We start from the raw sequence: 14,289 nt of genomic DNA on the forward strand, positions 1-14,289 counted from the left end.
CGGCCATGAGCACCGAAAAGATCGTCCACGAAGAAAAGGCGCAGCTCGACTTCAGCGCCTCGATGAGCTACAGCGACTACCTGAGCCTCGACACCATCCTCAACGCCCAGCATCCGCGCTCGCCGGCGCATGACGAGCTGCTTTTCATCGTGCAGCACCAGACCAGCGAGCTGTGGATGAAGCTCATGCTGCACGAACTGCGCGCCGCGATCCGCTGCATTGCGGAAGACGACCTGTCCAGCGGCTTCAAGATGCTGGCGCGCGTCTCGCGCATCATGGAGCAGTTGGTGCACGCCTGGGACGTGCTGGCCACCATGACGCCGCCCGAGTACAGCGCGATGCGGCCCTACCTCGGCAGCTCCAGCGGCTTCCAGAGCTGGCAATACCGCTGCATCGAGTTCGCGCTCGGCAACAAGAACGCCGCCATGCTCAAGCCCCATGCGCACCGCCCCGAGCTGCTGGCCGAGGTCGAGGCGGCGTGGCGCGCACCCTCGCTCTACGACGAGGCGCTGCGTCTGCTGGCGCGCCGCGGGCTTGACATTCCGGCAGACCGCCTCGAGCGCGACTGGACTCAGCCTTATGAACTCAGCGACGGCGTCGAGCAGGCCTGGCTCGTGGCCTACCGCAACCCGAAGGCGCATTGGGACATCTACCAGCTCGGCGAGGAGCTGACCGACCTGGAGGACGCCTTCCGCCTCTGGCGCTTCCGCCACGTGACCACGGTCGAGCGCGTGATCGGCTTCAAACGTGGCACGGGCGGCACCGGCGGGGTAAGCTACCTGCGCAAGATGCTCGATGTGGTGCTGTTCCCGGAGATCTGGAAGCTGCGCACGGATCTCTAGAGCCGCCCATCTCGATAACAAACCGGGAGACGACGATGAGCGACGACTTTGCCGACGACGAACTGGCCCTTCTGCGCAAGCACGGCATCGTGCTCTTTGGCGAGCGCGTGATCTTCGATGCCCGGCCGCCGATGCCCTTCGATCAGATCGCCGCGGTCCAGGCGCTGTGCGCCGGGCCGATCCCGCCCGAACTCGTCGCGCTCTGGCAGCAGACGGCGGGCGGGCGCATCGACTACGACCTCCACCTGCGCATGAACGGCAACGAAGAAGCCGTCAGCTGGAACGAGCTGTTCTGGAACGGCAGCGACGGCTACCACGACCTGCAGGGCTGGATCGATCACGAACGGCAGGTGGCGCAGGAAGCCGCCAAGGCGGGCGGCGAAGCCTGGGACGGCAAGCTCACCGCCCTGCCCTTCGGCGGCTTCGAATACAGCGACCGCATCTATGCCGTGGTCGAGCCCGGCGCGGACTACGGCCACATCCTGGCGTGGAAGCGGGGCCTCCCCGAGGCCTGGGCACACGCGCTGCACGAGGATGGGTTGACGACGGTCGCGCACGACCTCCCCGCGGCCTTCGCGGTGCTGCACCTGGACGAAGACCCGCTCGAGCCGGCCGGCGACTACTTCACCGGGCAGGCGCTGCTCGAATACCTCGACGAACGTCACGAGACGCACGGCCTGTCCCTGGAGCTGATGGACAAGCTGGTCGCGTTCTACCGCCGCGCCACGGTCGACTGGAAAACGCCGCTGGGCGATGGCACGCTGGGCCAGGACGGCCCGCTCTCGCGCATCGCATTGCGCCATGCGGTCGCGACCGACGATGCCGCGCTGGTCGAGCGCCTTGCGGCTGCCGGCGTGGCCCTCGACGGCCCGCTGCAAGGCAGCGCGATCGCGACCGACCTGGCGCTGAGCCATGGTGCCCATGCCGCAGCGGCCGCGCTGGTGCGTGCCGGTGCGCCGGTGGCGCCGGACGCGCTCGACTACATCGACAGCGCGGTCTCGCCCGAACTCGTCGAGCTGCTGCTCGAGCACGGCGCCGAGCCCAGCGCGACCGCCGTCGCCGAATGCGTGGCCTGCGGTGCGCCCGCTGCCGCGCGCCTGATCGCCGACGCCTATGGGCGCAGGCGCGACGACCTGCCGGCTGCCTTCGAAACAGTCAGGAACAGCATGCTCGCCGAACTGGAGGCCTCGCTGGCCGAAGTGCGCACCGGCAAGGTCAGCCACTACCTCGGCGCGAACGGCCTGGCCGAACGCGTCGACCACCTCCAAAGCTTCACCCTCTGAACTCAGGCGCCGTAGAGCCAGGGCTGGTCGAGCAGCCGGGGGCCGAGCAGTCTCAGGGCCGCATCGCGTCCCATGCGCACCAGACCCGTCGCATGAAAGATCTCGCCGTTGCGCCGCGCCCGCGCCTGCACCTGGGCGTTGCGCTCCCAGCGCGCTTCCGCGTAACGCGCCAGCGCAGCCGGCACGGCCTCCGAATCGCCGCCGTCCAGCGCCTCGGCGAGCGCCACCGCGTCCTCGATCGCCATGCCGGCGCCCTGGGCCAGATAAGGCAGCATCGGATGTGCCGCATCGCCGGCCAGGGCCACGCGCTCGCTGGCCATCTGCTGGGGCCCGGTGAGCGGCGCACGGTCGCTGAGCGTCCACGCGCCCCATGAGGGCATGGCCTCGAGCAGCGCCTGCAGGCCTGCGCAGGTTCGGCCGGTGGCCGTCTGCAGCGCAGCCAGGCTGCTCGCCTGGTCCCAGTCGCGTGCATCGCCGGCCGGCGCGGCCTCGGCCAGCACCACGACGTTGAGTGCATCGCCGCGCCGAACCGGATAGGCCACCGCATGCAGCCGCGGCCCGAGCCAGACGCCGATCTGCGTGCTGCGCAGCGCCGCCGGCAGCGCCGACTGCTCGATCAACGCGCGCCAGGCCGTGTGGCCGGTCGCGCGCGGCGGCGGCGAATCCTCCACCACGCGCGAACGCACCGCACTCCAGAGGCCGTCGGCGCCGATCAGCGCATCGCCCTCCCAGGCTCTCGAGTCCGTGCTAGACACGCACACCGCGCCGGCACGCGCCACCGCCTGATCGACGCGCGTGCCGGTGTTGAGCGTGACGGCGCCGCTCCCGCGCACGGCCGCCAGCAGCAGCGCATGCAAGTCGGCGCGGTGCACGCAAAGATAAGGGGAGCCGTAGCTTCGCAACATGGCGTTGCCGAGCGGCAGGCGGGCGATGTCCTGGCCGCCGGTCGCGCTGCGCACCACCAGCGCCTCGGGCCGCGCGGCGATGCGCAGCAGCGGCGCCCACACGCCCAGCGACTGCAGCCGGCGCGTGACGTTGGGGCCGAGCTGGATGCCGGCACCGACCTCGCCGAAGGCCACGGCCTGTTCGAACAAATCGATGCGATGGCGGCGCCGGGCCAGGGCGAGCGCGCTCGCCAAACCCGCAATGCCCCCGCCTGCGATCAGGATGTGAGCGGCCGGCATGCCCGCTCAGTGCGCGCGCGTCGCTGGGTTTGCGCGATCCGGCGCTGCCGAAGCACTGCTCTTGGTGGCGCCGCAACTGCCGCAGCTGTCGCATGAGCCGCAGCCGGAGCTCTTGGCGAGCGAGTCGGCCAACTGCTGCGCGCGCTCCGCATCGACCAGGCCCGCGCGCTGCGTGCCCGACGCGAGCCTCGCCGCCGCGGCGCGGCGCCAGCCGGCGGGCATCCAGCGCCAGACCGCATAGATCGCGGCCAGCGCGACGATCAGCCCGACGATGATCTGTTGTGTCATCTCATCCTCCTATGAGTGCCAGCGCAACCCTGTAGGTTATCCAGCACGCAATGTAGGCGAGCGCGAACAAATAGCCGGCCATGATCCACACGTAGCGCCACGAGCCGGTCTCGCGCTTGACGGCAGCCAGCGTCGAGATGCACTGCGGCGCGAACACGTACCAGACCAGGAGCGACAGCGCCGTGGCGAGCGACCAGCTGCCGGCGATCAGTGGCTCCAGCTGGCCCGCGACGTCGTCGCCGGTGGCCGACAGCGCATACACGGTGCCGAGCGCACCCACCGCCACCTCGCGCGCCGCCATGCCCGGCACCAGCGCGATCGAGATCTGCCAGTTGAAGCCGATGGGCGCGAAGATGTGCTCCAGCCCGCGGCCGATCATGCCGGCCAGGCTGTACTGGATCGCCGGCCCGGGCGCACCCTCGGGCGGCGACGGGAAGGTCGACAGGAACCACAGCAGGATCGTGAGCGTGAGGATGATCGTGCCCACGCGCTGGATAAAGATCCACGCCCGTTCATAAAGGCCCAGAGCCAGGTTGCGCAGGCTGGGCCAGCGGTAGGCCGGCAGCTCCATCATCAGCGGCGAATGCTGCCGGCTGTCGCGGAAGCGCTTCATGACCCATGCCACCGCCATCGCCGACACGATGCCGAACACGTAGAGCGCGAACAGCACTACGCCTTGCAGGTTGAACACGCCGGCCACGGTGCGCGCCGGGATGAAGGCCGCGATCAGGAGCGCATAGACCGGCAGGCGCGCCGAGCAGGTCATGAGCGGCGCGATCATGATCGTGGTGAGCCGGTCGCGCCAGTTGCTGATGGTGCGCGTGGCCATCACGCCAGGGATGGCGCAGGCGAAGCTCGACAGCAGCGGAATGAAGGAGCGGCCCGACAAGCCCACCGTGCCCATCACGCGGTCGAGCAGGAAGGCCGCGCGCGGCAGGTAGCCGGAGTCTTCCAGCGCGAGGATGAAAAGGAACAGGATCAGGATCTGCGGCAGGAACACGATCACGCCGCCCACGCCGGCGATGATGCCGTCGACCAGCAGGCTCTGCAGCATGCCCTCGGGCACGAAGCGCTTGACGAGCTCGCCGAAGGCGGCGGTTGCATCCTTGATCGCGTCCATCGGCACGTTGGCCCAGCTGAACACGGCCTGGAACATCAGAAACAGCGTGACGGCCAGCACCAGCATGCCCCACACCGGATGCATCACCACGCGGTCGATGCGGTCGCTGGCGGCCAGGCTGCCGAGCGGCTCGCGCACCGCCACGCCGAGAATGCGGCGCACCTCGCGCTGCGTGGCGAGCACATCGTCGAGCCCCGGCGCCTGCCAGGGCTGGGGCGCCGCCACGGCCACCGGCGCATCGAGCGCCTCGAGCAGGCCCTTGGCGCCGCCGGCATGCACGCCGACGGTCTCGATCACCGGCACGCCGAGTTCGCGCGAAAGGAGCACGACGTCGACCGCGATGCCCTGCTTCTTCGCCATGTCGGTCATGTTGAGCGCCACCACCATCGGCAGGCCCAGGCGCCTGGCCTCGAGCACCAGCCGCAGGTTGAGCCGCAGGTTGGTGGCGTCGGTCACGCACACCAGCAGATCGGGCAGCGCTTCCTCGCTCTTGCCGGTGACCACGTCGCGCGTCACCGCTTCGTCGGCCGAGAGCGCATTGAGGCTGTAGGCGCCCGGCAGGTCGAGCACGAACACGCGCCGGCCGGCGGCGGTGCGCAGCAGGCCTTCCTTGCGCTCGACCGTCACGCCTGCGTAGTTCGCCACCTTCTGGCGGCTGCCGGTGAGCAGGTTGAACAGCGCCGTCTTGCCGCAGTTGGGATTGCCCAGGAGCGCAATGCGACCCGGCGGCGCCGACGAGACGGCGGCGCCGGGCTGGAACTTCAGCGTCGCTTCAACCATGCTGCGCGGCTCCCGGCATCACGCGGATGAACGAGGCCTCGTGGCGGCGCAGCGCGAAGGTGGTGTGGCCCAGGCGCACGGCGAGCGGCTCGCGGCCCGGCACGCCGTTGGCGACGATGCGCACCGCCTCGCCGGGCACGAAGCCGATCTCGGTCAGCCGCAGCACCAGTTCGCGGCCTTCCGACTCTTCGGGACGGAGCACATCGAGCACGGTCGCCCACTGGTTGTTGGGAAGCTGGTCGAGGCTGATGGCGGCCAAGGCCGCGCCGTTCGTGGTGGTCACCCGCGGAATCCAATTGTCAAAATGAGAATTATTCTCGAAAACGCCAGCGTTTGGCGAACCGAGGGAGAAGAATCCCTGCGTGCAGGGCATCATCCGGGCATGACAGACGAGCATCCCGACCTGCCCGCACACGACGTGCAACACCGCCCCAGCTTCTGGCATTGGATCGTCGAAGGCCTGCGCGCCTCAGTGCTCCTGGCCCCTCGCATCGCGGCCTCGCCCAGCCCCTGGCAGTTGATGCTGATCGTGCTGATCCCGCTCCTACTGGTGCTGGGCATCGAACGGTTCCAGATCGACGGCCCGGCCACCTTCCACCCGGCCGCGGAGCTGAACGCCTGGTGGGCCATCGCTCTCACGCTGTGGGTCGGCTGGGCGGCGCTGCCACCGGCTGCCAGCGTGAGCCGCTGGTTCGCGCTCTTCACCTGGGCCGCCGTGCCCTGGAACCTGCTGATGGCGGGCTTCGCCCTCGCCTACTTCCGGGGTTGGTTGCCAAAGCCGTTCGCCACGACCTCGGGCTTCTGGGCGGTCTACGGCGGCCTGATCGCGTGCTGGCTCCTGAGCTCGGTGCGCCTGATGGCGCGCTGCGCGCCTTCGCGGATGCGCCTGGCCCTCTTCGTGCCCGGCATGGTGGCCATCACTGCCATCGGCATCTGGCAGAGCATGCAGGACCGCGAGCGGGTCTGGCAGCCGGACTACAGCGCCTCGGCGCAGCCGGAGCGGCCCCGGCTGCAACTGACGCAGGAGAGCTTCGAGGAACAGCAGGCCGTGTGGCAGCGCGCCGTTGCTGGGCTGGCGCCGCGGCCGGAGGGCGAATCCCACGTCTATGGACTGGTGTTCGCCCCCTATGCCTCGGAAGATGTCTTCCTGCGCGAAAGCGCCATGGTGGCTGCCCTGCTCGAAGAGCGTTTCGACGCCAAGGGGCGCGTACTGCGCCTGGTCAACCACGCGACGACCACGCAGGAACTCCCCTGGGCGACGCCGCTGAACCTGCGGCGCGCCGTCGAAGCGCTGGCCGCGCGCATGGATCGCGAGCGCGACGTGCTGGTGCTCTACATGACCTCGCACGGCGCGCGGGACTTCAAGCTCGCCGCCACGCACTGGCCGCTGACCGTGCCGTGGCTGACGCCCCAGGAAGTGCGCGAAGCGCTCGACGCAGCCGGCATCCGGCACCGCGTGATCGCGATCTCCGCCTGCTATTCGGGCGGCTGGATCGAGCCTCTTGCCACCGAGGACAGCCTGGTCATGACCGCCGCCGATGCCGAGCACACCTCCTACGGCTGCGGCAGGCTGTCCGAACTCACCTTCTTCGGCCGCGCGGTGTTCAACGAGGAACTGCGCAAGAGCCATTCCTTCGAAGCCGCCTTCGCGGCGGCCGTACCCTTGATTCGCCAGCGCGAGATCGAAGCCGGCAAGGACGACGGCTTCTCGAACCCGCAGATCAAGGTGGGCGAGGGCATCCGCCCGGTGCTCGAGCGCCTGGCGAAGCGGCTCGACAGCAACTGAAGCCGCTCAGGCGGCGAGCAGCTGCCTGAGTACAAAAGGCAAGATCCCGCCGTGCTTGTAGTAGTCGACCTCGATCGGCGTGTCGATGCGCAGGCGCACCGTCACTTCCTGGTGGCTGCCGTCGGGGCGGTGCACCACGATCTTGACGTCCATCTGCGGCTTGAGTTCGCCGCCGATCACGACGTCGATCTTCTCGTCGCCGGTGAGCTCCAGGCTCTCCCATGAATCGGCGCCACGGAACTGCAGCGGCAGCACGCCCATGCCGACCAGGTTCGCGCGGTGGATGCGCTCGAAGCTGCGCGCGACCACCGCCTTGATGCCCAGCAACTGCGTGCCCTTGGCCGCCCAGTCGCGCGAGGACCCGGTGCCGTACTCCTCGCCGCCGAAGATGACGGTGGGCACGCCCTGCTCGATGTACTTCATCGCCGCGTCGTAGATGAACATCTTCTCGTTGCCTGGCTGGAACAGCGTCACGCCGCCCTCCTCGCGCGAGCCGTCCGGGCCAGGCGGAATCATGAGGTTCTTGATGCGCACGTTGGCGAAGGTGCCGCGCATCATCACGTCATGGTTGCCGCGGCGCGAGCCGTAGCTGTTGAAGTCTGCCCTCTGCACGCCATGCGCCTTGAGCCAGATGCCCGCCGGCGAGCTTTCCTTGATCGAGCCGGCCGGCGAGATGTGGTCGGTGGTGATCGAGTCGCCGAACAGCGCCATGATGCGCGCCCCGGTGAAGCCGGCGTCCGATGCGTGCGGCTCCATCTTGAAGCCCTCGAAGAAGGGCGGCTCGGCGATGTAGGTGGACGTGGGCCAGTCGTACACCTGCCCGCTCGTTCCCTTGATGCTGCTCCACAGCTTGCCGGGGTTGTCCGCGATCTGCTCGTAGTTCTTGCGGAAGGCCTTCGCATCCATCGCATAGCGCAGGTTCTCGTCGATCTCCTTCATGCTGGGCCAGATGTCGCCGAGGTAGACGTCCTTGCCCTTCTTGCCCTTGCCCACCGGCTGGGTCATGAGATCGACCATCACGTTGCCCGCGATGGCGTAGGCCACCACCAGCGGCGGCGAGGCCAGGAAGTTGGCCTTGATGTTCGGATGGATGCGCGCTTCGAAGTTGCGGTTGCCCGAAAGCACGGCCGCGCCCACGAGGTTGTTCTTGGTGATCGCCTCGTTGATCTCCGGCGCCAGGTCGCCGGCATTGCCGATGCAGGTGGTGCAGCCGTAGCCCGCGAGATAGAAGCCGAGTTTCTCGAGGTACTGCAGGAGGCCCGCCCTCTCGAGGTACTCGGTCACGATGCGCGAGCCCGGCGCCAGCGAGGTCTTGACGTGCGGCTTGACCGTGAGCCCCGCCTCCACCGCCTTCTTGGCCAAGAGGCCGGCAGCCAGCAGCACGCTGGGATTCGATGTGTTGGTGCAGGACGTGATGGCGGCAATCAGCACGTCGCCGTTGCCGATGGTCTCGCCGCTGGCTTTCACATGGGCCGCCGTGTCGCCGACGTGCGCCGATTCCGAGGTCGGCTTGTTGTCGGCCATTTCGACCACCAGGCGCGGCGCGCCCGGCTTCGGATCGGGCGGCTCCTGCTCCGCCGTCTCGCCGTTGCGGTTGTGCGGCAGCGGATAGCGCAGCTTGAGCTTGTCGGCCGGCTGGTTGAAGCCGTTGGCCTCGTTGGGCTTGCTGTAGAGCTCGGAGAATTTGGTCGCGAGATGGCCGAGATCGATGCGGTCCTGCGGGCGCTTGGGGCCCGCGAGGCTCGGCGTGACGGTGCCGAGGTCGAGCTTGACGACCTTGGTGTAGTTGATCTCTCCAGGCGCGGGCATGCCGAACAGCCCCTGCGCCTTGTAGTAGGCCTCGAAGCGCTCGATCTCCTTGTCGGTGCGGCCGGTGCCCTTGAAGTAGGCCACCGTCATCTCGTCGACAGGAAAAAAGCCCATGGTCGCGCCGTACTCGGGCGCCATGTTGCCGATGGTCGCGCGGTCGGGCACCGCGATCGAGGCTGCGCCGGGGCCGAAGAACTCGACGAACTTGCCCACCACCTTTTCGCCGCGCAGGATGGCCGTGACGTAGAGCACCAGGTCGGTGGCGGTGACGCCCTCGCGCAACTTGCCGCTGAGCTCGAAGCCCACCACGTCGGGCGTGAGCATGTAGACCGGCTGGCCCAGCATCGCGGCCTCGGCCTCGATGCCGCCCACGCCCCAGCCGACCACGCCGATGCCGTTGATCATGGTGGTGTGGCTGTCGGTGCCGACCAGCGAGTCGGGGTAGTACACCGGCGGGTCGCCGTCGTCGTTCGGGCTCTTGTAGACGCCGCGCGCGAAGTACTCGAGATTGACTTGGTGCACGATGCCGAAGCCGGGCGGCACCACGCCGAAGGTGTCGAAGGCCTGCATGCCCCACTTCATGAACTGGTAGCGCTCGTTGTTGCGCTGGAACTCGAGCTTCATGTTGAGGTCGAGCGCCTTGGGCGTGCCGTAGTGGTCCACCATCACCGAGTGGTCGACCACCAGGTCCACCGGCACCAGCGGTTCGATGGTCTTGGGCGACTTGCCCAGCGACTTCGCGACGCTGCGCATGGCGGCAAGGTCCGCGAGCAGCGGCACGCCCGTGAAGTCCTGCAGCACCACGCGGGTCACGACGAAGGGGATCTCGTCGGTGCGCTCCGCATTGGGCGCCCAGTTGGCGAGCTGCTCGACGTGCTCGGCCGTGACCTTCTTGCCGTCGCAGTTGCGCAGCACCGATTCGAGCACGATGCGGATCGACACCGGCAGCTTGTCGACGTTGGGATATTGCTTCGCAAGTTCCTTGAGTGACCAGTATTTACCGGCTTTGCCCGATGCGGTCTTGAAGGTCTTGAGCATGGGGGCAAAAGCGTGCGCCGGTTCTTTGGCCATGAGGAACTCCTGTGATTCGTGGAAGCGCCTCAAAGATAGCAGGGATCGATGACAAGGGCTGTAGTCGAGGAGCGCACCCGGGCGCTGCGTGGGTTCATGTAGCGATCGCGCCGCGGGCCACCGGCCGGCTATGGCGCAGTCCCATCCATTGCAGCTCGGCCAGCACGACCACGGTCACGGCCTGCGCGATCACCCAGGCCCAGCCCAGCGGCGCGATCGCGGCCCCACCGATCGCCAGCAGGGCAACGCAGGCCGCGGCCCAGCCGAAGTTGCCGACGACCACCAGCCCGATCAGGCGGCGCGGCGGCGCGGCGCGGCTGGCCATCCAGGCCGCGGCGGCGGCATAGGCCAGCAGGAAGACGCCGGTGCCCAGCAGCAAGGGGCCCGGCAGGCCCGTCAGCCGGGCCAGCGCGCCGGTGAAAGCGAGCTGCAATACCCCGGTCGCGGCGCACGAGGCAGCATCGGCCCACATCACACGGGGCAGAAAACGGGAAGAGGCGAAGACGGACATGACGGGCTCCTTGTGTGGAACGCTGCAGGCCCTTCCTGCCGCGTGGGGTTCATCATTCCGCCGGCACCGCGGACGGTCGATGACCTGGGAGGTCATGGCCGCGGCGCCCCGCTTCACTAGGATGGCGGCCATGAGCTCCCACAGCACACCTCCGACCGCGGCCGATTCTTTCGGCACCCATCTGCGCCACTGGCGCCAGCACCGCCGACTGAGCCAGCTCGACCTGGCGCACGAGGCCCAGGTCTCGACGCGCCACCTGAGCTACGTCGAAACCGGCCGCGCGGAGCCCAGCCGCGAGATGGTGCTGCGGCTTGCCGAGCGGCTCGAGGTGCCGCTGCGCGAGCGCAATGCGCTGCTGGTGGCGGCCGGCTATGCGCCGATGTACCGGCAGCGGTCGCTGGACGATCCTGCCCTCGCTTCGGCGCGCCGGGCGGTGGACCTGGTGCTCAAGGGGCACGAGCCTTTTCCGGCACTGGCGGTCGACCGGCACTGGAACCTGGTGGCGTACAACGCGCTCGTGCCGCTGCTGATGGCAGGCGCGGCGCCAGAGCTGCTGAAACCGCCGGTCAACGTGCTGCGGCTCAGCCTGCACCCCGATGGCGTGGCCTCGCGCATCGCGAACCTGGCCCAATGGCGCGCGCACCTGCTCGAACGGCTGCAGCAACAGATCGCGGCCACGGGCGACGCGGCGCTCTCTGCACTGCACGACGAACTGGCGGCCTACCCGGCACCGAACGTCAGCCACGACACGCCTGCCGCGGGCGGCGAGCTCAACGGCGTGGTGGTGCCCTTCCAGTTCGTGACGCCGCAGGGCGTGCTGAGCTTCATCAGCACTACCACGATCTTCGGCACGCCGGTAGACGTCACGCTGCAGGAGCTGGCGGTGGAGTCCTTCTTCCCGGCCGATGCCCAAACGACCGCGGCGTTGACAGCGCTGGCGGCGCGGGCCGCATGACGCCCGGAAAAGAAAAAGCCCGCCGAAGCGGGCTTCTTCATGGCGGCGCCTTCGATCAGGCAGCCACGGTCTTGGCGACTTCCTGGTAGTCCTCGATCTTGTCGAAGTTCAGGTACTGGTAGATCTGCGCGCTCGACGCATCGAGCACGCCTGCGCTGGCCATGTACTCCTCCTTGGTCGGGATGCGGCCCAGGCGCGAGCAGATCGCGGCCAGCTCGGCGCTGCCGAGGTACACGTTGGTGTTCTTGCCCAGGCGGTTGGGGAAGTTGCGCGTGCTGGTCGACATCACGGTCGCGCCTTCGCGCACCTGCGCCTGGTTGCCCATGCACAGCGAGCAGCCCGGCATCTCGGTGCGCGCGCCCGCGTTGCCGAACACGCCGTAGTGGCCTTCCTCGGTGAGCTGCTGCGCATCCATCTTGGTCGGCGGCGCGATCCACAGCTTGACCGGGATGTCGCGCTTGCCTTCGAGCAGCTTGGAGGCGGCGCGGAAGTGACCGATGTTGGTCATGCACGAGCCGATGAACACTTCGTCGATCTTTGCGCCTGCCACGTCTGACAGCGTCTTCACGTCGTCGGGGTCGTTCGGGCAGGCCACGATAGGCTCGTGGATGTCGGCCAGGTCGATCTCGATCACGGCGGCGTACTCGGCGTCGGCGTCGCCCTTGAGCAACTGCGGGTCTTTGAGCCAGGCTTCCTGCGCGGCGATGCGGCGCGCCAGCGTGCGGCCGTCGGCATAGCCCTCGGCGATCATCCAGCGCATCAGCGTGATGTTGCTGTTGATGTACTCGATGATCGGCTCCTTGTTCAGGTGCACCGTGCAGCCGGCGGCCGAACGCTCGGCCGAGGCGTCGCTCAGTTCGAAGGCCTGTTCGACCTTGAGATCCGGCAGGCCTTCGATCTCGAGGATGCGGCCCGAGAAGATGTTCTTCTTGCCCTTCTTCTCGACCGTGAGCAGCCCGGACTTGATCGCATAGAGTGGAATCGCATTGACCAGGTCGCGCAGCGTGACGCCCGGCTGCATCGTGCCCTTGAAGCGCACCAGCACCGACTCGGGCATGTCCAGCGGCATCACGCCGGTCGCGGCCGCGAAGGCCACCAGGCCCGAACCGGCCGGGAAGCTGATGCCGATCGGGAAGCGCGTGTGGCTGTCGCCGCCGGTGCCGACGGTGTCGGGCGTCAGCAGGCGGTTGAGCCACGAATGGATCACGCCGTCGCCCGGACGCAGCGAGACGCCGCCGCGGTTGCTCATGAAGTCGGGCAGCTCGTGGTGCATCTTGACGTCGACCTTCTTCGGGTAGGCCGCCGTGTGGCAGAAGGACTGCATCACGAGGTCGGCGCTGAAGCCCAGGCAGGCCAGGTCCTTCAGCTCGTCGCGCGTCATCGGGCCGGTGGTGTCCTGCGAACCGACGCTGGTCATCTTCGGCTCGCAGTAGGTGCCGGGGCGCACGCCCATGCCTTCCGGCAGGCCGCAGGCGCGGCCGACCATCTTCTGGGCCAGCGAATAGCCCTTCTTCGAATCGGCCGGGCTGACCGGCAGGCGGAACAGCGTCGAGACCGGCAGGCCCAGCGCTTCGCGTGCCTTGGCCGTGAGGCCGCGGCCGATGATCAGCGGAATGCGGCCGCCGGCGCGCACTTCGTCGAACAGCACGTCGCTCTTGAGCTTGAACTCGGCGATGACCTTGCCGTCCTTCAGTGCCTTGCCTTCGTAGGGACGCAGCTCGACCACGTCGCCCATCTCCATCTGGCTCACATCGAGCTCGATCGGCAGCGCACCCGCGTCTTCCATCGTGTTGTAGAAGATCGGCGCGATCTTGTTGCCCAGGCACACGCCGCCGAAGCGCTTATTGGGGATGAAGGGGATGTCCTGGCCGGTGAACCAGAGCACCGAGTTGGTGGCGCTCTTGCGCGACGATCCGGTGCCGACCACATCGCCCACGTAGGCGATCAGGTGGCCCTTGTCCTTCAGCGACTCGATGAACTTGACCGGGCCGCGCTTGCCGTCTTCTTCCGGCGTGATGCCGGGACGCGCGTTCTTGAGCATGGCCAGCGCATGCATCGGAATGTCGGGACGCGTGGTGGCGTCCGGTGCGGGCGACAGGTCGTCGGTGTTGGTCTCGCCGGTCACCTTGAACACGGTGATGGTGAGGCTCTGCGGCACTTCGGGCCGGCTGGTGAACCACTCGGCATCGGCCCAGCTCTGCAGCACGGCCTTGGCATTCGCGTTGCCCTTGTCGGCCTTCTCCTTGACGTCGTGGAACTGGTCGAACATCAGCAAGGTCTTCTTCAGGCCCTCGGCCGCCACGGGGCCAACCTCGGCGTCGTCGAGCAGGTCGATCAGCGGGCTGATGTTGTAGCCGCCCAGCATGGTGCCCAGCAGTTCGGTGGCATGGGCGCGCGAGATGAGCGTGCTCTTCTCGCTGCCGTGGGCCACCGCCGCCAGGTAGCTCGCCTTGACCTTGGCCGCGTCGTCCACGCCGGCAGGCACGCGGTGCGTGAGCAGGTTCAGCAGGAATTCGCCGTCCTTGGCGGTGGCGTTCTTCAGCAGCTCGATGAGCTCGCTGGTCTGCTGGGCCGACAGCGGCAGCGGCGGGATGCCGAGCGCGGCGCGCTCGGCGACATGGTCAACGTAGGCTTGCAACATCTTTTTCTCCGGATCTGTA

General features: G+C 68.2%; 11 protein-coding genes. 4 read left to right on the top strand and 7 right to left on the bottom strand.

Annotation, left to right across the window (positions count from 1 at the left end):
* Nucleotides 1-5 precede the first annotated feature (5 nt).
* Nucleotides 6-842 (top strand): tryptophan 2,3-dioxygenase, encoded by an 837-nt coding sequence (gene kynA, locus AC3A6B_RS17090; protein ID WP_487837865.1) that lies wholly within the window; start codon nt 6-8, stop codon nt 840-842.
* A gap of 35 nt (nt 843-877) precedes the next feature.
* Nucleotides 878-2,125, top strand: coding sequence for an SMI1/KNR4 family protein (locus tag AC3A6B_RS17095; protein ID WP_487837866.1), 1,248 nt, complete (start codon nt 878-880; stop codon nt 2,123-2,125).
* 2 nt (nt 2,126-2,127) lie between these two features.
* Here AC3A6B_RS17095 and AC3A6B_RS17100 read toward each other — a convergent pair whose 3' ends face one another.
* From AC3A6B_RS17100 to AC3A6B_RS17115, 4 genes are read right to left on the bottom strand one after another with little or no spacing between them, the layout of a single operon-like run.
* Entirely contained in the window at nt 2,128-3,309 is a 1,182-nt protein-coding gene (locus tag AC3A6B_RS17100) for an FAD-dependent monooxygenase (RefSeq protein ID WP_487837867.1), read from the bottom strand.
* Nucleotides 3,310-3,315: 6 nt separating this feature from the next.
* The gene (locus AC3A6B_RS17105) at nt 3,316-3,597 is read right to left on the bottom strand and encodes a DUF6587 family protein (protein ID WP_487837868.1); all 282 of its coding nucleotides are present in this window, start codon (nt 3,595-3,597) and stop codon (nt 3,316-3,318) included.
* Between the two features lies 1 nt (nt 3,598).
* Nucleotides 3,599-5,497 carry a ferrous iron transporter B gene (gene feoB / locus AC3A6B_RS17110; RefSeq protein ID WP_487837869.1) on the bottom strand — a complete coding sequence of 633 codons (1,899 nt, stop codon included), beginning with the start codon at nt 5,495-5,497 and terminating at the stop codon, nt 3,599-3,601.
* A complete protein-coding gene (locus tag AC3A6B_RS17115) occupies nt 5,490-5,780 on the bottom strand; it encodes a FeoA family protein (protein WP_487837870.1) in 291 nt (96 codons plus the stop codon). Before AC3A6B_RS17115 ends, feoB begins: the two co-directional genes overlap by 8 nt.
* 99 nt (nt 5,781-5,879) lie before the next feature.
* Between AC3A6B_RS17115 and AC3A6B_RS17120 the strand changes: the two genes are divergently transcribed.
* Complete coding sequence (locus AC3A6B_RS17120; RefSeq protein WP_487837871.1) at nt 5,880-7,283, top strand: C13 family peptidase; 1,404 nt, start codon at nt 5,880-5,882, stop codon at nt 7,281-7,283.
* A gap of 6 nt (nt 7,284-7,289) precedes the next feature.
* Here the strand turns inward: AC3A6B_RS17120 and AC3A6B_RS17125 are convergent, their stop codons facing one another.
* Together AC3A6B_RS17125 and AC3A6B_RS17130 are read right to left on the bottom strand one after the other, a co-directional pair.
* Nucleotides 7,290-10,163: an aconitate hydratase gene (locus AC3A6B_RS17125; RefSeq protein WP_487837872.1), complete on the bottom strand. Its 2,874-nt coding sequence runs from the start codon at nt 10,161-10,163 to the stop codon at nt 7,290-7,292.
* A 94-nt stretch (nt 10,164-10,257) separates the two neighbouring features.
* The gene (locus AC3A6B_RS17130) at nt 10,258-10,674 is read right to left on the bottom strand and encodes a hypothetical protein (protein WP_487837873.1); all 417 of its coding nucleotides are present in this window, start codon (nt 10,672-10,674) and stop codon (nt 10,258-10,260) included.
* A 130-nt stretch (nt 10,675-10,804) separates the two neighbouring features.
* Between AC3A6B_RS17130 and AC3A6B_RS17135 the strand changes: the two genes are divergently transcribed.
* Nucleotides 10,805-11,629 (top strand): helix-turn-helix domain-containing protein, encoded by an 825-nt coding sequence (locus AC3A6B_RS17135; protein ID WP_487837874.1) that lies wholly within the window; start codon nt 10,805-10,807, stop codon nt 11,627-11,629.
* Nucleotides 11,630-11,684: 55 nt separating this feature from the next.
* On the opposite strand, the gene AC3A6B_RS17140 is transcribed toward AC3A6B_RS17135, so the two are convergent.
* Nucleotides 11,685-14,270, bottom strand: coding sequence for a bifunctional aconitate hydratase 2/2-methylisocitrate dehydratase (locus AC3A6B_RS17140; protein WP_487837875.1), 2,586 nt, complete (start codon nt 14,268-14,270; stop codon nt 11,685-11,687).
* Nucleotides 14,271-14,289 lie beyond the last annotated feature (19 nt).

It is taken from the genome of Variovorax sp. Soil_C_33 (assembly GCF_057656935.1).